This window comes from Acinetobacter sp. V115_6 (genome assembly GCF_031799025.1).
In the GTDB taxonomy this organism is placed as follows: Bacteria; Pseudomonadota; Gammaproteobacteria; order Pseudomonadales; family Moraxellaceae; genus Acinetobacter; species Acinetobacter pittii.
On sequence record NZ_JAVQNO010000021.1, the window covers coordinates 1,467,205 to 1,486,580 of the forward strand.

Genomic DNA, 19,376 nt, shown 5'->3' on the forward strand with positions numbered 1-19,376 from the left:
AAAGAGCTTTCGTCAACACGTACATTATTTAGTAACGCGCGTACCTTCTTTTTCGCCCATGACTACTGACAATAGCGCGCCTGATTTATTCATATCAAAAACTTGTAATGGCACATTATGGTCACGACATAAACAAATAGCGGTCAAATCCATAACACCAAGTTTTTCGTCCAATACCTGATCAAAGGTTAAATGATCATATTTAACTGCATCCTCGTATTTACTTGGATCTTTATTATATACGCCATCAACTTTGGTCGCTTTTAGAATTAAATTTGCTTCAATTTCAATTCCGCGTAAGCAAGCTGCCGTATCAGTCGTAAAGAATGGATTTCCTGTACCAGCAACAAAAACACAAACTTCACCCTGACTCAAGTGACGAATAGCATCACGACTTGAATAAGACTCAACTACTGTACCAATTGGTAATGCAGACATAAGACGAGTTCTGATATTACGGCGAACCAATGCATCACGCATAGCCAAACCATTCATTACAGTTGCAAGCATACCCATTTGATCGCCTGTTACACGACCAACCAAGCCATCTTTTTGCAACTGACTACCACGATACAAGTTACCGCCACCAACAACGATACCCACTTGCACACCTAAGCCAACTAAGTGAGCAATTGAAAGGGACATTTGATCAAGAACTTGGGCATCAATACCCATGTCTTTGTTACCTGATAATGCTTCACCAGATAGTTTTAATAAAATGCGTGAATAACGGGGGCTAATTGTTTCCGCCATGAGTTTGCTCCAAAACCTCTTAAACTGAATGCTTTTTTGAATCGTTATCGATTAAACCGACTTAATTTTAATTAACTTTGCAAATAAGTCGTATTCATCCGCATCGGTGATTTCGACTTCCAACATATCGCCTGGTTGAATAGTGCTCTTATCGATATCTTCTACAAAGACATTACCGTCAATTTCCGGAGCATCGGCATAAGAACGTGCAACAGCAACAGGATATTCATCTTCCAAACTATCGACTAATACAGTCATCGTTTGACCAATACGTTTTTGCAACTTAGCAGCAGAAATTTGTTGCTGCACTTGCATAAAGCGCTCGTAACGCTCTTGCTTAATTTCTTCAGGCACATGATCGGGTAAATCATTTGCCGTAGCGCCTTCTACTGGTGAGTAGGTAAAGCAGCCAACACGATCAAGTTCAGCTTCAACTAACCAATCGAGCAATATTTGAAAATCTTCTTCAGTTTCGCCTGGGAAACCCACAACAAATGTAGAACGAATTACAAGTTCCGGGCATTTTTCACGCCACAATTTAATTTTTTCTAGTGTATTTTCACTGTGAGCCGGACGCTTCATTAACTTAAGAATACGCGGGCTTGCATGTTGGAATGGAATATCAAGATATGGCAGAATTTTTCCTTGTGCCATCAAGTCAATAACTGCATCAACATGTGGGTATGGATAAACATAATGTAAGCGCACCCAGATGCCAAGTTGACCTAGTGCTTCACACATATCAAAGAATTTTGTTTTAACAGGCTGGCCATTCCAGAAATCAAGTTTGTACTTGGTATCTACACCATAAGCTGATGTATCTTGGGAAATAACCAAGATTTCTTTAACACCTGCTCTTTTAAGCGCAGCGGCTTCTTCCAGTACACTTCCAACTGGACGCGATACTAGATCGCCACGCATACTTGGGATAATACAGAAGGTACAACGGTGGTTACATCCTTCAGATATTTTTAAATAGGCATAATGTTTTGGTGTTAAGCGAATTCCTTGTTCAGGAACCAAATCAACAAACGGGTTGTGTTTAGGTGGTGCTGGGACATATTCATGTACAGCTTCCATTACATCTTGATAAGCTGCTGCACCAGTAACCTTTAAAACATTTGGATGCATTTGACGAATTTTGTCTTCGTCTTTACCTAAGCATCCAGTAACGATTACTCGACCATTTTCACTCATGGCCTCGCCAATTGCATCTAGCGACTCTTGTACCGCAGATTCGATAAAACCACAGGTATTAACAACAACTAAATCAGCACCATCATAATCTGATGCAACTTGATAACCTTCAGTCTTTAACTGAGTTAAAATTCGTTCAGAATCTACCAATGCCTTAGGACAACCTAAAGAAACAAAACCGACTTTGGGGGTCTTCATGAATCTGCGCTCCACTTGAATGCGCGTATTGTATGTCTTTTCTTGTCTCAAGCATAGGTGGAAAGCCTACTCTTTGTGTAATGCACCAAAATACGACCAACATTTGCACCAAAACTCACCTTTGCACCAAGTTGGATCATGTTATTATCTATATTCAAGCCATCAGTTTTGATCAATCGATATAAAGACCGATTTAAGCGCGTTTTTAAATACTTTTAAAACTTTAAAATAACCCATAAACAAAGTTGGCGTACATTTTGCATCGTTCATGTTCTATAACGGTGAAAATCCGATAACCAATGAAGATGCCATTGCGCTATTTTAAGACAGGAACGATTCGCTAATGGATCAACACAACCCTATCGACTATCGCCTATTGGTAGACAATTTAACTACTGCGATTTTATTGATCGATAGTAACTTAAACATTTTTTATTTAAATTCTGCCTGCGAAGCACTATTTGACATTAGTTTGCTTCGAGCTTCAGGACAGCCCGTTTTAAACCTACTTCATGCGCCTGATGATACTTTTAATACACATGAAGCTTTATTAAACACCATAAAAACGGGGCAACCTTATACCCGTCGAGAAGCGGTTATTAATGTCAACTTTAAAGACCTTCATGTCGATTACACAGTTTCTCAATTAAATGCTGGTAAAAGTTATCACCCATTACTCTTAATTGAGCTCAACCCGATTGATCGTATGTTAAAGATTTCTAAAGAAGAAAATCTGGTACAACAACATCAGGTCGCTAGGCAGCTTGTACGTGGCGTGGCGCACGAAATTAAGAATCCACTTGCAGGTATTCGTGGCGCAACTCAATTACTCGCACGCAGTTTGAATGATAAGAGTTATGCTGAATTTACAGATGTCATTATTAATGAAGTAGATCGTTTAACTAACTTGGCAGATACCATGTTGGGGTCTAGACAACTCCCAAGTTATGAAAATGTTAACGTACACGAGCCTTTGGAGCGAGTGCGTTCACTTATCGCCAACCAGACAAAGAAGAAAATTAAAATTATACGGGATTATGATTTGTCTTTACCCGATGTTAATGCCGATCGTGATCAATTAATACAAGTCATGCTCAACATTAGTGTAAACGCAATTCAAGCCATAACAGAAAATAAAGCATTTTTTATAGATCACGAACCGGAGTTAATTCTACGTACACGCATACAACGACTTGTCACAATTAATGGTGTGCTGAATCGATCTACTGTGCGAGTCGATATAGAGGACAATGGACCAGGCATTCCTGAAAGTATTTTGGAGTCAGTATTCTATCCATTGGTTACTGGACGAGCAAAAGGTACTGGGCTTGGCCTGAGTATTGCACAGAATATTATGCATCAACATAACGGAATGATTGAATGCCAATCTGTTCCTGGAAAAACAATTTTTAGCTTATATTTACCTTGGGAGTCAGACCGTGTCGCGAAATAAAATATGGGTTATTGATGATGATCGCGCCATGCGATGGGTATTGGAAAAGACCTTTAAAGAAGAAGGTTTTGATGTTACCAATTTTGAAGAAGCTCAAACTGCGCTTGAACGTTTGCACCATGATGCTCCCGATGTCATCTTAACTGACATCCGCATGCCTGGAATTGATGGTTTAACTTTTTTATCTAAAGTCAAAAACACTCATCCAGACTTACCTGTCATTATTATGACAGCACATTCTGACTTAGAGTCTGCTGTATCAAGCTATCAAACGGGTGCATTTGAGTATTTACCAAAACCTTTTGATATTGATGAAGCTTTAGCTTTAGTCAATCGCGCGATCCTGCACATTAATAAACTACAACAGCAAGAAGCTACAAAAACAGCCTCACCTCTTCAATCAACAGAAATTATTGGTGAATCTCCGGCAATGCAGGAGGTTTTCCGTGCTATCGGTCGTTTATCTCAATCTCATATTACTGTTTTAATTAATGGTGAATCGGGTACAGGTAAAGAATTAGTTGCTCATGCCTTACACAAGCACTCCCCACGCCGTGCAAAGCCTTTTATTGCCTTAAATATGGCTGCGATACCAAAAGACTTGATTGAAACCGAGTTGTTTGGTCATGAAAAAGGCGCTTTCACAGGGGCGAATACTCAGCATCAAGGACGCTTTGAACAGGCAAATGGCGGAACATTATTCCTTGATGAAATTGGTGATATGCCATTTGAAACTCAGACTCGATTGCTTCGCGTACTCGCTGACGGTGAGTTCTATCGTGTAGGCGGACACATTCCCGTTAAAGTAGATGTTCGAATTGTTGCGGCAACGCATCAGGATCTAGAGAAACTGGTAAATGAAGGTCGCTTCCGTGAAGACTTATATCACCGCTTAAATGTGATTCGTATTCATATTCCTAAGCTTGCCCACCGTAGTGAAGATATTCCAATGCTTGCACAGCATTTCCTTGCGCGTGCAGGTAAAGAGCTTGGCGTAAGTCCAAAAATCTTACGTACCGAGACGACAGACTATATGCAACAGTTACCATGGCCGGGTAACGTACGACAACTTGAGAATACTTGCCGCTGGCTAACCGTAATGATTACTGGCCGCGAAGTTTATCCTGAAGATTTACCTTCTGAGCTCAAACAAGTTCCATTGCAAAAGAATAGTGATTCTAGTCAACCGGCACCTTCTTTTGAGCGTATTTCTCTACACCATTGGGATGAACTACTAAATCAATGGGCTATTCAAAAGCTTAAAAATGGTGAAATGAAAATTTTAGATATTGCCACACCAATGTTTGAACGCACGTTGATTAACGCAGCCTTGCAACAAACACGTGGACGCAAACGTCATGCAGCAGAATTATTGGGTTGGGGTCGCAATACCTTAACACGTAAGTTAAAAGAACTTGGAATGGATTCTGCAGATGATGACGAAGAAGATGAGCACAAGGTGACTCAGACCGAAGCCTAGAAATCCGGTTATTTAACTTCAGAGCGGTTAAGTCATTCTTAGCCGCTTTGTTTTCCAATCAGATTTTTCATTAAAATATAATGTAAACATAAGGTTACATCATCAAACCCTTCTACAAACAACTCTAAGCTTATATTTTGTATTAGTTTATTTTTTGAATTAGCCACTTACTGTTCAGCATATGATCTAAAAAAATGGTTATAACCATCACTAAAGATAGTTTTGCTATACTAGATAAGCAAAGTCAGTTGTTGTTATTAAATTTTATGCATGATTCAGTCCTGGATTCACATCACCTTGCATGTGAGAAACCTCAAACACGCCGCGGTATTGAACGTCGTTTAGCCCTATTGTTAAGCGCGACCGAGCTGTTTCTAGAGAAAGGATATGATGCAGTATCTCTTGATGATATTGTCAACCATGCAGGCGGTTCTAAGGCGTCAATTTATAAGTATTTTGGCAACAAAGAAGGTCTTTTTACTGCTATTTGTGATTATAAACGTGAAATGTTTTTTAAAGATGTTTGTATTGCATTTCAACCCGAAAAAAGCACTTTAAGAGAATACCTAATTCAAACCCTCAATCGGGTTTATATTCACATCATTCAACCAGAGCATGTTGCGTTTTTACGACTTATTATCGAACAAACTGAATGTAATACTGTCCTCATACAATACCTATATGACAAATGGGTACACAATTTACAGAATACGCTTACTCAAGCATTAGAGTTTGCAGACAAATCAGGAGAAATCACATGTCCTTCTCCTTATTATTCTTCACTGATGTATTTTGGGATTTTGCGCGACATTGAATGGCGTATGATTATGGGTATGCCAGCTTTGCCAGATGAGAAAGAAGCTCTTGATTACATTGAATATTGTGTGGATATTTTTTTAAAAGGCCATCATAAAGTCTAATTCTTTTGCATTTTAAAATGCTTATAGTATAGTAGACTTCTTTTTTCCCACATCCACCCAGCCAACAACAGATAATTGTTATATTTCAAAACAATTATTATGGAGTAGCTACATGGCTCTAAGACATTTCCTGACTTTACGTGATCTATCCACTCTAGAACTTAATCGCATTTTAGAACGCGCAAGCGAACTTAAAAAAATGCAACATGACAATAAGGTCTACCAGCCTTTTGTCGGTAAAGTATTGGGAATGATTTTTGAGAAATCAAGTACGCGTACACGTATCTCTTTTGAAGCAGGTATTAACCAATTTGGCGGTAGTGCGATTTTTTTATCGCCTCGTGACACACAATTAGGCCGTGGTGAACCAATCGAAGATTCTGCACGTGTAATTTCAAGTATGCTTGATATTGTGATGATTCGTACTTTTGGTCATGACATTGTTGAACGCTTTGCATCTTATTCAAAAGTTCCTGTAATTAACGGCTTAACTGATGATCATCATCCATGCCAGTTACTTGCTGACTTACAAACTTATATTGAACACCGCGGCAGCATTGAAGGCAAAACCGTTGCTTGGATTGGTGATGGTAATAATATGTGTAATTCATATATTGAAGCTGCACACATGATGGGTTTCAAACTCAAAATTGCATCGCCAAAAGGATATGAACCTAAACCTGAATTTTTAGCCGAGTTTGGTCATTGCGTTGAGCTTTATGATAATGCAGAAGATGCAGCAGTAAATGCTGACCTTATTGTGACTGATGTATGGGCAAGCATGGGCCAAGAAGAAGAGCAAAAACTTCGTGAAAAAGCCTTTGCTGATTTCCAGGTTGACGAAAAATTAATGAGCCTTGCTCACCCAGATTGTTTATTCATGCACTGCTTACCTGCTCATCGCGGCGAAGAAATTTCTGAAACCATGCTCGATTATAAAAATGCAGTCGTATGGGATGAAGCAGAAAACCGTCTCCATGCTCAAAAAGCTTTAGTCGAATTTTTATTGAATGAAAATCTAAAAAAAGCTTAAATGTTGAGTTCAAAAAAACAGCATCTTAATGATGCTGTTTTTTTATTTTATAAGACTTGTACTCTTCCAGTTAATTATTTTTAAAAATTTGATAACGTTGCCGAATATATAAGCAGGCTGTATTTCAACTATTCTCTAGAATCGTGTATAACATTCTACACAATAAGCTAAGCCTACTCTTGTAGAGTGCGATCATGACAACCCTTGAACAATCATTATCTCAAATTCCCGCATTTTCGATTATTCATGAACATTTATTTAGCTCGGCCCAGCCTTCTGCTGAACAACTAAAATTGATTAAAGAGTTTGGTTGTAGCACAGTCATTAACCTTGCTTTAACTAATGCTTCAAATCACCTTGAAAATGAAGATCGTATTTGTTTAGACCTTGGTTTAAATTATATTCATATTCCAATTGATTGGGAGATACCTTCTGCTGAGCAGTGCTTATTAGTTTTAGATTTGATTGATCATTTAGTGCAAAATGAAATTGTTTGGATACATTGCGCCAAAAATAAACGCGTAAGTTGCCTTATGTATGTCTATAGACAGTTTTATATGAATATGGATATGCCTACGTCTCAGGATTTATTACACGAAATTTGGGAACCTAATGAGACTTGGACTGGACTCATCCATAGTATTACCTTACAGCTACAAGGCCGTAAGGCAACTTTAGAACTTCAACAGTCTTTGCAGCAGGCCGATCACTTGGTGTGATGAGAGACTAAAACAGTCGCTGTAGCCAAAATACCTTCTTGACGACCGGTAAACCCAAGTTTTTCGGTTGTCGTTGCTTTAATACTAATTTGATTAATATCTACATTTAGAACATCAGCAATGCTTTGACGCATTTCAAGATTATGCTTAGCTAATTTTGGACGCTCGCAAGCCACCGTAATATCGGCATTATTTAACTGATAACCACGGTCTAAGATTAATTGATAAACATGCTTTAACAATACTCGGCTATCTGCGCCTTTGTATTCTGGGTCAGTATCAGGAAAATGTTGTCCAATATCTCCAAGCGCTAAAGCACCTAATAAAGCATCACATAGCGCATGAAGTACAACGTCACCGTCAGAATGTGCTTTCAAACCATGTGTATGTGGAATTTGAATACCCGCCAATGTAACGAAGTTCCCCTCTTCAAAGGCATGTACATCCATTCCTTGTCCAATACGAATCTGAGCAACCATATAAATTATTACCTTCCATAAAAACTTAAGAAATCTTGTATTCAGCCTTTCTGTTTCGCTATAGTACACCTAGCAAAGTAGACTGAAAGTATAAGCGATCATGCTGTCTAATACTGATATGAATCAATTGAAAAGATTAAGTTTTGTCGTGACACTGAGTTGTTTATGTTCACCTCTTGTCTTTGCAGAATCAATAGACTGTTCCAATACTGGAGCTGAGCTTAAAATCTGTTCAAAAACATTTAGTGAATCGAGAAAGCAACTCAATAATAAATATCTTTCTGCATATTTAGTTACTGATGCCCCCTTACAGCTTTTACAGGATACACAAAAGTTATGGTCTAAACATACTCAGCAATGCAAGAGTAATACATGTATTCAACAACAGTTTGATTTACGTACTGATGACTTAAATTTTTATGCTTCACTTAAGCAAACGCTTACCCAGCATTATCTTAAGTTTGAAAATGGACATATAGCAGCTCAGCCTGTACACATTCAAGTCCATCAGCTCGCGAAAGATAAAATTAAGATTGAAGGGATAGCATACCGCAATCCAAATAACCGCAAAGAAACTCAAACGATCTCATTGATGGCCTATAGTTCACCTGAACAAAAAAGTGAGATTTTAGACAATGAGCACAACTGTAAATATCAGTTTAATTTTCAAAAAGCTTTACTTAATGTGAAAACTCAGCAAAAAGGCTGTGAACGTTTTAGCGGAATCTACCGCCTATATGATTAACGCTTAAAATAAAAGCCAGTGTTTGAACACTGGCTTTTTACTTTCTACGCTGGATATTTTTGAGCAATATCCTGACCGACTAAAACTGCGGTTGCCGCAGACAAAGTCCAACCTAAATGCCCATGCCCTGTATTATAAAAAACACGAGGTTGTTTAGATTGCTTAACAACAGGCAGCATATTCGGCATCATTGGTCTTAACCCTGCCCAAGGCACCACATGCTCAGTTGAAATATCAAAGTTACGATTAACCCAATTCACTAATGGTTGAATACGATCAGCCCGTATGTCACGGTTATAGCCATTAAACTCAGCAGTCCCTGCCACACGCAGTCGATCTTTACCTAAACGAGAAGTCACAATTTTTGCACTTTCATCTAGCAAGCTTACCCAAGGAGCATTGTTTACACTGTGCTCATCTTTTAATTGCACGGTAATTGAATAACCTTTTACTGGATACACATTTACTCGCTCACCAATCATATCGGCAAGTTGATAACTCCCCACACCACCACAAACAACAAGTACATCACCTTCAAGCTGAATGTTATCGGACTCAACCAGATAAGGATGCTCAGCACTTGGCTGACAAGTTACGACTACTTTGTCTGCGCTGCACTTAATATCCATAACTTCTAGGCCAAACTTATATTGAACGCCATATTGTTTAGTCTTCTCAGCCAAAGAGGTTGAATATTTATGAATATCACCCGTCGCATCACTTGGTGTGTAATAGCCACCGAAATAGTCACCCGTCAAAGATGGTTCTATTGTTTTCATTTCATCAGGTGAAACCGAATAGCGTTCCAATGTACCTTTGTTCAATACGTTATTAACTTGTTTAGCAATCTCGTAGTCAGCCTTACTGTGATACATATGGAGGATTCCACGTTTCTCCAAATCAAACTCAAGCTGCTCTTTTTCAGCAACTTCAAACAAACGCTTACGAGCAAGCAATGCCAAACGCACCGTCTCAATCGTATTTGCTTCATAGTTTTTAATATGTGATAGAAATTCAACCAACCAACTATACTTATGCAAACTAAATGAAGGGTTCAACAATAGAGGAGCATCTTTTTGTCTCATCCATTTAAAGCCTTTAATGACGGTGGCTTTTTGGTTCCATACTTCGGCGTTACAAGCCGATAATTGCCCTCCATTGGCAAATGATGTTTCCATTGCAGGGTATAAATGTCGATCAATCACTGTGACTTGATAACCCAGTTGCGATAATTCATAAGCAGAGGTAACCCCTGTGATTCCCGCACCTATCACAATAACATGTGGCATAACAGACTCCTCAGAAATGCAAGAACATTTCATCAGTACAGCCCATCTGTCATTGGTACCTGAGAGTTTCGACCCCAACGTTACCTTTTAACGTTTAGATCTTCCCCTTCGGTGAGTTTATAATTTATAAGTTATTGTTTTCCATTCTTATAAATCTAAGCTTCTCTCCAGATTTTTTAATTATTACAGTCCTTTTGCCTGAGAGTTTCCGGGCTTGTTGCTCCTTCGGCGGGTTCTTAATGAACCTCTCTCCCGCAATAATTTTGTATTTATATAAGCAATGTATCTGCCACATTAGAAAAAACGCATTCTTTTCTTGTAAACTTTTGTATAAGCAATTTTAAAAATATAAGTTATTGATTTAATTAACAATAAAAAAGGTAAATTTTTATAAATTCACCTTTTGCACTTAAATTAGAATTTTCCGTTGAGCACTTGGTCTGAAACCATACCCTTCCATTGCTCACGCAAGGTTGGTAAGTAGAATTTTTCACCAATAGTGACCAACTCAGCATCAATCAATGCATGAACTTCGTGCATAAAAATATAATCCAAAGCAACTAAAGAAAGCTGATGATTTTTTTGCGCTGTTTTCTTACGTTTTACCTGTGCTTGTTTCACTAGCTCATTTGCAAAGTTTTTATCTTTATAAGCAGTGATTGCATTTAAACGAAGCTCAATCACACCCCATCCCGCTAATAGCTTTTTAAAGACTTCAAAATCTTTTGAGGTTGATTCCCACGTTACGTTTTCTAAATCATTATCTTCAGGTAAAACTGGTAATAATAAATCCGCTGTACTTGGGAAAATCTTTTTAAGATTTAACAGAAACTTAACCGGCTGATCACTAGGATAATCATTAAATTGCACGTGTTGTTGGGTATCTGTCAAATAAATAGAGAGCATTCAAAAATCCTTAACTAAGCAGCTGTTTTTAATAATTTTATCTCTAACTTTGCGAAATAAATGCAAAACAAAAAACAATATAAAAACAGGACAAGGTGGGCATTTTAACAATTATGACGGCTTATTCAACGCCAATTCGCCATTAATTAGTGAAAGTTTCAACCTTCGTGATAAAAAGCTCTCCGAAGAGAGCTTAATTTTACATAGGATAATTAAAAATCTACTGCAATTCCTGATTTTGATTAACCTTGATATTGATCAACTTTATGGTTTGGTTGATCTACAAGCAATTCAATAAAAGATGGAATAGATGTAGTGTTAAGCAGATAAGGATTAAACTCATCAACATGATGATGATGAAAGAATTCTTTTATTTTCGTGTTAATGGGAGCAAATTTCATACTCCAATGTTTAAATAGACGTTGTTCGGATGGTTCTGAAAAGATGATTTCACAGTTCTGATGTCTCGAATCTTTCAAAATTAATTTATAAAATAGCGATTCAACTTGTTCTTTCTCACCTTCTAAATACTGTAAGAAGTATCCATTACCATAGTAAAGTACTCCTGTAATATCATTATGAGAGTTGAATTTGACTGCTTCAGTGAGAATATCAATTAAATCTTGTTTTATTTGACTATGTTCACTATTGGTTTTACTTGCATACATAAAGCCTATTAAACTCATAGCGATACTCGAAGATAGATTTCACTGTACATTCTGACATTTGCACATATTTCTTACAATGTAACCTAATTAAAACCTTGTATTTCAAAAGTAAAGATTATTTTCTTTTTGAAAATGACAAACTTTAACAACCCGAAATCTTTTGTAAATTAATGCCAACTTAACAAGTTAATCAGACACTATTAATTTTAGTACAATTGAAAATTGTTTTTAATGCGTGGATGTCTAATGGAGAATCATGAAGTTATTCTTCAAGATGAACATCGTAAACAGTTTAAAATTGTCAAAGTTCAAGATGTTCGTTTTGATAAGAATACCCTTAACAATAGCTATCAATGGTTATGGATATTTGACCATAGTTCGGAGTTTTTCCCATTTGAGTTATGGGATGAGCTTGATCATGCAACTGTTCATCAAAAAATCAAACTTGGCAATCAAGTTTTCAAGATTATCAAGATTCTGACGAAGAAAACGAAAGTTAGGCCCTCATGAAAGATAAGTACTTAACCAAGTTAAAATCACTGAAACCAATGCTTTCGGCTGTTCAATCGGAATCATATGGCCCGTATTTTTAATTATCTCAAGCTTTGCATGTGGCAATTGATCTAATAATTCTATGGCTTCTTCCTTGGAGCGGAGCTGGTCCTCAGCACCAGAAATAATTAAAGTTGGACATGCGATCTTACTCATATCATAAGAGCTTCTATCTAACATCGATTGTTTTACGAACTCTCCATAACCCAAAGCTTTCCCCATCTCCTGGATTCTTTTTACAAGAGTACGATTCTGCACATTTGATGGATGAAGTGTTTTTTCAATTGATATTGAGCTTAGCCCATGGAAAGTTTTCTCAGAATTAAGTTTAATTGCGGTTAACTTTTGATTTTTCTGCTCTTCTGTATCTGAACGTAATGAAGAGGCTATTAAAACAAGCGCCTTAACTTTTTCAGGAAATTGCTCCACTATAGATCTCGCAATGTATCCTCCAAGTGAGAATCCAATTAGTACAAAGCTCTCAGGCGCATTTTCAACAATATTTTGAGCAATCTCTTTTATTGTTTGCCCTTCTTTTAAAGTAGCTCGAGATATATTCCACTCTTTAGGCACCTCATTTATGACTTCATTCCACAGAGATTCGTCAAGCATATAACCAGGAATTAAAACAACTGAAAGTGGCTTTTGATTCATAAGTTTTTTAATACCTTACTTGTAAATTATAGCTAACAGCATTTTATGCTAATAAAAAATCTATAATTAGAATATTGAAGTAAAAAATAAAATCACTATATAAATTAAACAGAAATAACTGTGGAAGCACGCCAGACTAAAACATTCCCTTTTTATGCTTGAAGGAGATACACATGAAAGTTAGAGCATCACGTACGTATTCCGCTTCAGCAAATAATTATTTTATTTCTAAGGAATATGATTGTACTGTTATTCCTGTAAAAGGAATGTGTTTTATAGACTCTGGTTTAACTGAGAGTGGAGTGATTGAACCAGTAGAGATTATTGAAGTGACTATAGAACCAGAATCTAACTCGTATCATGTTCTTTTAGCACGCGATATACATGAGTACGAAAAAGAAGAGCTAAAAAAGAAGTTTGAAACTATGAAATCTCATGGTTGGGAATACATAGACGGCTTACTTTGATATTTTCAAATTTCAAGATACAAGCTAAATCCTTCCACCCCAAAAGAGCCCTCATTTGAGGGCTTTTATATAAATATTAGCGTGTACACTTTTATTAATGATTTATCTGTATATACAGATAACCGAATGCACAGCATATTGTATGCTTAAAGATTTTAAACATATTTAGCTAAGAAGTTTATTCACATTCTTTTCAATTAATTTTTTGCTTTGGTTATTAAGTATATAAAAGTATCCAATCAATCCAAAGAATATGACTGCATAAATTATGACAATCCAAATATATTTAAATATATTATCGAACAACATATGATTTAAGACATCTACATCAATATTGATACCAAAGTTATGTACATATCGACTTAAGAATAATGCAATACAATAAATCAATATTGGAACCGCAAGAACTCCTGTCCATATATTGATTTTATTTTTCTTAACTTCTAGTTTTTCAAAATCATCTTCTCCAAAATATTTTCCAACTTCAATAATTTGCTTATTCAAATCATCTTTTAATGATATAGGTAATCTGTTGTCTTTAATATGATATTGAACGTTTTTCAAGATTTCTGCACTTTCTAATGCCTCACCTAAAATTGTTAAATTTCCCATAGAAAAACCAGAATGTAATTAGTAAAACCATGGATTTTAAGGCAAATTTTGTGATTAAAAGCACTTTTTAACACAAAAGTAATAAATTGAGCTGAGTTACAAAACATTCAAAAGAAATACGAGAAGCCGAAAACGTTCCAAAGATTACTAAACATAGCTTCCTCTGACTATGTTTCTCAATTTTTTAAACACTATGAGAACGACTGAATTTTTATCCTGAACTATAAGATTATCAAAAGCCAAGTTTTCATAGGAGTTAAGTATTCGAATTATTAAAATAAAAAGGCACTTTCGAAATAGTTCCAAAGTGCCTTTCTATTGTTTGAGATTCTAAAAATATCTTTATTTTTAGATAGATTACTTACTATTTGGTGAAACCATCTTTTCAGGTTTAACTACTTCGTCAAATTGTTCAGCTGTAACCAAACCAAGCTCAACAGCGACCTGCTTCAAAGTTTTATTTTCTTTATAAGCAGTCTTTGCAACTTTTGCAGAATTTTCATAGCCGATTACTGGATTTAAAGCTGTAACTAGCATCAGAGAATTATGCAAGAAGTGATCAATCTTATCGCGATTAGGCTCAATTCCCACCGCGCAGTGATCATTAAAGCTATTACATGCATCACCAAGCAACTGAATAGATTGCAATAAGTTATAAGCAATCACTGGCATAAAGACGTTTAATTCGAAGTTACCTGAAGCACCTGCCACGTTAATGGTCGTATCATTTCCAAGCACTTGCGCAACAACCATGGTCATTGCTTCACTTTGTGTTGGGTTTACTTTCCCAGGCATAATGCTTGAACCAGGCTCATTTTCTGGAATACGGATTTCACCAAAACCGCAACGAGGTCCACTTGCCAACCAACGAATATCATTCGCAATTTTGTTTAAGCTTACAGCCAAAGTTTTCAATGCACCTGATGCAAAAACAGCGGCGTCCCGTCCTGCTAGTGCTTCAAATTTATTAGGCGCGGTTACAAAAGGTAAACCTGTGAGTAATGCAAGCTGAGCTGCTGCTTTTACTGCATAGTCAGGATGTGCATTTAATCCTGTACCTACCGCTGTGCCACCTAATGGCAACTCATATAAACCACTTAAAGCTTGTTGTAGTCGAACCAATCCATGCTCAAGCTGTGATACATAGCCACTAAATTCTTGACCTAAGGTTAATGGAGTAGCATCTTGCAAATGGGTACGGCCAATTTTAACAATATCCTGAAACTCATCTGACTTTTTTTGCAAAGTCGCTTTGAGCTGCTCTACAGCAGGGATGAGTAATTCATTAATTTGCAAACTTGCTGCCACGTGAATGGCCGTTGGAAAGGAGTCGTTTGTTGATTGAGCACGATTAACGTGATCATTTGGATGTACTGGTTTTTGAGCACCTAAGGCTTGCCCTAATTTCTGGTTTGCAATATTGGCAATCACTTCGTTACAGTTCATGTTGCTTTGCGTACCAGAACCCGTCTGCCAGACAACTAAAGGGAATTGGGAATCCCATTTGCCATCAATGACCTCTTCAGCAGCACCCACAATATATTGACTCAAATCTTGTGGTAGTTGTTCAAGTTCAGCATTGGTTATTGCAGCAGCCTTTTTTACCAAACCCATCGCTCGAATCATGGCACGGGGTAATCGTTCTTGCCCGATTTTAAAGTTCTGTAAGCTGCGTTGAGTCTGTGCCCCCCACAATGCTTCATTTGGAACTTCAATCTCACCCATAGTGTCATGTTCAATTCGTGTTTGCATAGAAACCTCGGTTATCTCAATAAAGAACTCACGGGCTGAAGCAAGTGTTTGCTCTGGCTAGTTAATTTTGAATATCGTACTCAAGCATACCAGTATTGTAAATAAGAATCATTATCTTATCTTCCATTTAAAGTATTTTGATAGAAGCGCCATTCATCTTCGATCATTTGTTTTAATGGGCGCTTCGGTGTCCATTGCAATAAGGTTTTTGCTTTCTCAATATTAGCACCAACTTGATCTAACTCGACATGTTTATAAATTGCTGATTGTGTAGGAACTTCAGCTTTAGTAACTTGTGAAATTTCATCGAGTAATTGACGAATTGAATGAACTTGGTCATGTGCAATATTAAATGCTTCACAACAATGCGTTTGTTCACGCAGCCAATGTAAGCTCGCAATGACGGCTTCACATAAATCTAAAACATGTAAAAAACTACGTTCAGTCGTATGATCTGACGTTTCAGCTTGATCTTGTAATTCAATTAAATCACGTTGCATTGCTGCGACTTGCATCGCAAGCGGAACAATATTTTTAGGGAGCTGAGCGACATACTCTCCGAGTACCCCATGTTCAAATGCACCTACGATATTAGACAATCGTAGAATCGCAATTTTCCACTCATGGTCAATTTTATAAGTATCACGGATAATTTCTTCAATCATCTGTTGAGACTTAATGTAGGGATTAGGATAAGCATAATTAAATTCTTCTGTTTCACTCAATTGCAAGCCAGATTTCCCATAAGCTGCAAGGCTAGACAGATGAATAAAGTGACGAACACCCGTACGTTGCATGGCACGAAGCAAGCTCATGATACAACTAACATTATCATTATAATATTCAAGAGGTTTAAGGTTAGATTCTTCAATTGATTTGAATCCGGCAGTATGAATAACTGCATCAATTGAATATTGCTCAAACACCTTATTCAGCGCTGGTGTATTGCGTACATCAAGTTTGACAAATGGAACGTACATACCAGAAATAAACTCTAGCCGTTCCAAAGTTTGCAAGGTTGAATTAGCCAAATTATCGACGATTACCACCTCTTGCCCTTGAGCCATTAGACTCAACGCAATGTGTGAACCGATAAAGCCTAAACCACCTGTCACTAAAATCATTGTATACTTACCTTTCTCTTAATGTATCTACGCCCATTTAGACGTATGACCATAGTGAATTCTCAATGAGTACATTACTACTAATTACCTCTGCTCCTACTTCCATTCATGCTTGGCATGCGTTAGGACTTGCTCAGGCACTCAAAAGTAAAAATGAAGACTTCCGTGTATTCTTTTACCAAGATGGCGTGCAGGTTGCTAATGATTTTCAATGGGTTCCTGACGACCAGCGTAATTTAACGCATGAATGGCAAAAGCTTGCTATTCGTCTTCCTGTTTGTGTGAGTGCTGCCCTCGCTCGTGGTATTACAGATGCAGAAAATGCCAGTCGTCATCACCTTACTCATCACAACCTTGCCAAAGACTTTGAACTTGTCGGGTTAGGTGAACTTGCTGATGCAGTACAGTCAGCATCTCGTCTTATTCAATTTTAAGTTACTTTGTTTGCTTAGATTGTTGCTTTTAAAAGGTATATTGTGTGAAATCTGTACTCGTCATTTTAAGCCAAGCCAATTTAACCAGTCTTCAAATCAATGAAAGCCTTTCTGCTACTATGGTTTTAGCAACCTTTGGCTCACCAGTCAAAGTATTATTGAAAGATGCTGCTCTTAGTCTTTTGCAAAATGATTTGAGCTTTGATCAGTTTCGTCAGGCTTTCAAAGTGGCCTCAAATATGGTCGAAAGTTTTGAGTTCTACGACTTGAGCCCTATTCTGATTGAAAGTAAAAATCAGCAGCATCCTCTTGTACAAAAAACCGAACAAGAAATTGAATTCGTTCAGTTGAATGCTGAGTTTATTCAATCTTTTGATCATGTTCTATATTGGTAGATAAAGGTGTAAGTTTAATGAATCCGTCAACACTTTATCTTGTGCAATCTTCTTACCATACTACACCTAAAATTATTGAGGAATTACGCAATCTTTTTCAGGTAGGTGACCAAATTGTTTTTATGGGTGATTCAGTTGCACACCTTTCTGCTGAAATGATTCAACCATTTGAATCTGTTTCATGCTTAAGCATCGAAAAAGACTTACTTGATACAGATACTTTATCTAAGGTAAAGGTATTAGATTATGATCAATTTGCTGATCTGGTTTTAACGTTTAATCGCTGTATTTCTCTTAAATAATTATTTAGGCTGGTTTCATGAACTTAGAATTAGACCAAGATGGTCATTTGGTTGATTACACAATCTGGAATCCCGAAGTTGCTCAAGAGCTTGCCAAGTCACTTGATCTCGAACTCACCGATTGGCATTTTGAAGTTTTAGCGGCTGTACGTCAGTTTTATCAACAGTTTGGACATTCTCCAGCAACTCGCCCGCTGATTAAATTTTTAATGAAAACGGTTAGTCCAGAGATTAATAATGCTGTTTTACAGCAACAATTTAATACTGGTTTAGTGGCGCGTCATTTAAGTCGTTTAGCAGGAATCCCTAAACCAGCAAATTGCTTATAAAATTAGGTAAACTTTTTGGCGGCAGCGACGCATAAAATCGTTGCTGCTGTAACCACTAACATTGACCAACTTACTTGTTCGTGTAACAAGACCGCAGCAATACCTAATCCCATTAAAGGTTGTAAGAGTTGTAGTTGGCTAATCGCAGCAATCCCTCCTTGTGCAAGCCCTTTGTACCAAAAGAAAAAACCTATCAGCATACTAAATAAAGACACATAAATAAGGCCGACCAAAGCTGATGTAGATACGCTCTGAAATGAAGCTGGCATATAGAAAATAGTCAGAAATAGCATAAACGGTAATGATAAAATTAGCGCCCAACAAATGACCTGCCACCCCCCTATTTTTCTTGAAAGTACACCGCCTTCTGCATAGCCAAAACCACATAAAATAATCGCCATTAACATATAAAAGTCTCCTATCCCAAGTGAGGTATCACCAGAGATGAAGAACATATAAGCAAATACAACCGCGCTCCCCAAGATTGCAAATATCCAGAAAAATTGATTGGGTTTTTCTCCGCCTCTCACTACAGCAAATATTGCAGTTGCGAGAGGTAAAAGGCTAACAAAAACGATTGAATGAGCCGCATTCATGTATTGGAGAGCAAGCGCTGTAAATAGTGGAAAACCTATCACCACGCCTAAAGAAACGATGGCAAGAGGCCACCAATCTTGCTTGGCTGGTTTCTTTTGTTTTAAAACCAAAATAAGAATAAGACCTAAAATACCTGCAATTGCCGCACGTGCCGCAGTTAGAAAACCCGGTTCGAACCCCATTACGGCTACGCGTGTTGCTGGTAGCGACCCAGCAAAAATAGCCACGCCAATAAAACCATTCACCCAGCCATTCATAAACCTAGTCATAATTTACTCCGTTACTATACGAATAATTTAAGCTATGCTAAGGTGAATA

General features: G+C 37.3%; 23 protein-coding genes and 1 riboswitch. Of the genes, 12 read left to right on the plus strand and 11 right to left on the minus strand.

Annotation, left to right across the window (positions count from 1 at the left end; all coding sequences use genetic code 11):
• Positions 1 to 24: 24 nt before the first annotated feature.
• Both pyrH and rimO read right to left on the minus strand, forming a co-directional pair.
• On the minus strand, positions 25 to 753 hold the full coding sequence (gene pyrH, locus RMA94_RS15345; protein WP_000852257.1) for a UMP kinase: 729 nt from the start codon (positions 751 to 753) through the stop codon (positions 25 to 27).
• Positions 754 to 804: 51 nt separating this feature from the next.
• Entirely contained in the window at positions 805 to 2,148 is a 1,344-nt protein-coding gene (rimO, locus tag RMA94_RS15350) for a 30S ribosomal protein S12 methylthiotransferase RimO (RefSeq protein ID WP_032003820.1), read from the minus strand.
• Positions 2,149 to 2,491: 343 nt separating this feature from the next.
• Here rimO and glnL point away from each other — a divergent pair, with 343 nt between their 5' ends.
• The 5 genes from glnL to RMA94_RS15380 all read left to right on the plus strand — a co-directional run bounded on the left by glnL (position 2,492) and on the right by RMA94_RS15380 (position 7,753).
• Positions 2,492 to 3,601 (plus strand): nitrogen regulation protein NR(II), encoded by a 1,110-nt coding sequence (gene glnL, locus RMA94_RS15360; RefSeq protein ID WP_002115631.1) that lies wholly within the window; start codon positions 2,492 to 2,494, stop codon positions 3,599 to 3,601.
• Positions 3,588 to 5,081, plus strand: coding sequence for a nitrogen regulation protein NR(I) (gene glnG, locus RMA94_RS15365; RefSeq protein ID WP_002115702.1), 1,494 nt, complete (start codon positions 3,588 to 3,590; stop codon positions 5,079 to 5,081). Before glnL ends, glnG begins: the two co-directional genes overlap by 14 nt.
• Before the next feature lie 266 nt (positions 5,082 to 5,347).
• Positions 5,348 to 6,001 (plus strand): TetR/AcrR family transcriptional regulator, encoded by a 654-nt coding sequence (locus RMA94_RS15370; RefSeq protein WP_033848018.1) that lies wholly within the window; start codon positions 5,348 to 5,350, stop codon positions 5,999 to 6,001.
• 112 nt (positions 6,002 to 6,113) lie between these two features.
• On the plus strand, positions 6,114 to 7,034 hold the full coding sequence (argF, locus tag RMA94_RS15375; protein ID WP_311083699.1) for an ornithine carbamoyltransferase: 921 nt from the start codon (positions 6,114 to 6,116) through the stop codon (positions 7,032 to 7,034).
• A 194-nt stretch (positions 7,035 to 7,228) separates the two neighbouring features.
• Positions 7,229 to 7,753, plus strand: a complete 525-nt coding sequence (locus tag RMA94_RS15380; RefSeq protein ID WP_141315793.1) for a protein tyrosine phosphatase family protein — start codon at positions 7,229 to 7,231, stop codon at positions 7,751 to 7,753.
• Here RMA94_RS15380 and ispF read toward each other — a convergent pair.
• Positions 7,741 to 8,232: a 2-C-methyl-D-erythritol 2,4-cyclodiphosphate synthase gene (ispF, locus tag RMA94_RS15385; RefSeq protein ID WP_002115651.1), complete on the minus strand. Its 492-nt coding sequence runs from the start codon at positions 8,230 to 8,232 to the stop codon at positions 7,741 to 7,743. The genes RMA94_RS15380 and ispF overlap by 13 nt on opposite strands.
• A gap of 100 nt (positions 8,233 to 8,332) precedes the next feature.
• Between ispF and RMA94_RS15390 the strand changes: the two genes are divergently transcribed.
• Entirely contained in the window at positions 8,333 to 8,977 is a 645-nt protein-coding gene (locus tag RMA94_RS15390; RefSeq protein ID WP_016140721.1) for a hypothetical protein, read from the plus strand.
• A 44-nt stretch (positions 8,978 to 9,021) separates the two neighbouring features.
• On the opposite strand, the gene RMA94_RS15395 is transcribed toward RMA94_RS15390, so the two are convergent.
• The 3 genes from RMA94_RS15395 to RMA94_RS15405 form a co-directional block, all read right to left on the minus strand.
• Positions 9,022 to 10,266: a D-amino acid dehydrogenase gene (locus RMA94_RS15395; RefSeq protein ID WP_017385991.1), complete on the minus strand. Its 1,245-nt coding sequence runs from the start codon at positions 10,264 to 10,266 to the stop codon at positions 9,022 to 9,024.
• Positions 10,267 to 10,442: 176 nt separating this feature from the next.
• Positions 10,443 to 10,531: riboswitch (glycine riboswitch) on the minus strand.
• Positions 10,532 to 10,680: 149 nt separating this feature from the next.
• Complete coding sequence (locus tag RMA94_RS15400; protein WP_311083700.1) at positions 10,681 to 11,172, minus strand: hypothetical protein; 492 nt, start codon at positions 11,170 to 11,172, stop codon at positions 10,681 to 10,683.
• Between the two features lie 242 nt (positions 11,173 to 11,414).
• Complete coding sequence (locus RMA94_RS15405; protein ID WP_005073889.1) at positions 11,415 to 11,858, minus strand: BLUF domain-containing protein; 444 nt, start codon at positions 11,856 to 11,858, stop codon at positions 11,415 to 11,417.
• A gap of 228 nt (positions 11,859 to 12,086) precedes the next feature.
• On the opposite strand from RMA94_RS15405, the gene RMA94_RS15410 reads away from it, so the two are divergent.
• On the plus strand, positions 12,087 to 12,350 hold the full coding sequence (locus tag RMA94_RS15410; protein WP_068530949.1) for a hypothetical protein: 264 nt from the start codon (positions 12,087 to 12,089) through the stop codon (positions 12,348 to 12,350).
• On the opposite strand, the gene RMA94_RS15415 is transcribed toward RMA94_RS15410, so the two are convergent.
• Positions 12,345 to 13,046, minus strand: a complete 702-nt coding sequence (locus RMA94_RS15415; RefSeq protein WP_311083701.1) for an alpha/beta hydrolase — start codon at positions 13,044 to 13,046, stop codon at positions 12,345 to 12,347. The two genes, RMA94_RS15410 and RMA94_RS15415, sit on opposite strands and share 6 nt — an antisense overlap.
• 173 nt (positions 13,047 to 13,219) lie before the next feature.
• On the opposite strand from RMA94_RS15415, the gene RMA94_RS15420 reads away from it, so the two are divergent.
• A complete protein-coding gene (locus RMA94_RS15420) occupies positions 13,220 to 13,513 on the plus strand; it encodes a hypothetical protein (protein WP_311083702.1) in 294 nt (97 codons plus the stop codon).
• A gap of 165 nt (positions 13,514 to 13,678) precedes the next feature.
• On the opposite strand, the gene RMA94_RS15425 is transcribed toward RMA94_RS15420, so the two are convergent.
• The 3 genes from RMA94_RS15425 to galE all read right to left on the minus strand — a co-directional run bounded on the left by RMA94_RS15425 (position 13,679) and on the right by galE (position 17,001).
• Complete coding sequence (locus tag RMA94_RS15425) at positions 13,679 to 14,125, minus strand: DUF6097 family protein (protein WP_311083703.1); 447 nt, start codon at positions 14,123 to 14,125, stop codon at positions 13,679 to 13,681.
• 357 nt (positions 14,126 to 14,482) lie between these two features.
• A complete protein-coding gene (gene fumC / locus RMA94_RS15430; RefSeq protein WP_005068873.1) occupies positions 14,483 to 15,877 on the minus strand; it encodes a class II fumarate hydratase in 1,395 nt (464 codons plus the stop codon).
• Positions 15,878 to 15,993: 116 nt separating this feature from the next.
• Complete coding sequence (gene galE, locus RMA94_RS15435; protein ID WP_014207002.1) at positions 15,994 to 17,001, minus strand: UDP-glucose 4-epimerase GalE; 1,008 nt, start codon at positions 16,999 to 17,001, stop codon at positions 15,994 to 15,996.
• Positions 17,002 to 17,066: 65 nt separating this feature from the next.
• Between galE and tusD the strand changes: the two genes are divergently transcribed.
• From tusD to RMA94_RS15455, 4 genes are read left to right on the plus strand one after another with little or no spacing between them, the layout of a single operon-like run.
• Positions 17,067 to 17,435: a sulfurtransferase complex subunit TusD gene (tusD, locus tag RMA94_RS15440; protein ID WP_002115623.1), complete on the plus strand. Its 369-nt coding sequence runs from the start codon at positions 17,067 to 17,069 to the stop codon at positions 17,433 to 17,435.
• A 44-nt stretch (positions 17,436 to 17,479) separates the two neighbouring features.
• The gene (locus tag RMA94_RS15445; protein ID WP_017385985.1) at positions 17,480 to 17,830 is read left to right on the plus strand and encodes a hypothetical protein; all 351 of its coding nucleotides are present in this window, start codon (positions 17,480 to 17,482) and stop codon (positions 17,828 to 17,830) included.
• A 17-nt stretch (positions 17,831 to 17,847) separates the two neighbouring features.
• Complete coding sequence (locus tag RMA94_RS15450) at positions 17,848 to 18,132, plus strand: DsrH like protein (RefSeq protein WP_068563102.1); 285 nt, start codon at positions 17,848 to 17,850, stop codon at positions 18,130 to 18,132.
• Between the two features lie 17 nt (positions 18,133 to 18,149).
• Complete coding sequence (locus tag RMA94_RS15455; protein ID WP_002115694.1) at positions 18,150 to 18,461, plus strand: TusE/DsrC/DsvC family sulfur relay protein; 312 nt, start codon at positions 18,150 to 18,152, stop codon at positions 18,459 to 18,461.
• A gap of 2 nt (positions 18,462 to 18,463) precedes the next feature.
• Here RMA94_RS15455 and RMA94_RS15460 read toward each other — a convergent pair whose 3' ends face one another.
• Positions 18,464 to 19,327: a DMT family transporter gene (locus RMA94_RS15460; protein WP_311083704.1), complete on the minus strand. Its 864-nt coding sequence runs from the start codon at positions 19,325 to 19,327 to the stop codon at positions 18,464 to 18,466.
• Between the last annotated feature and the right edge of the window lie 49 nt (positions 19,328 to 19,376).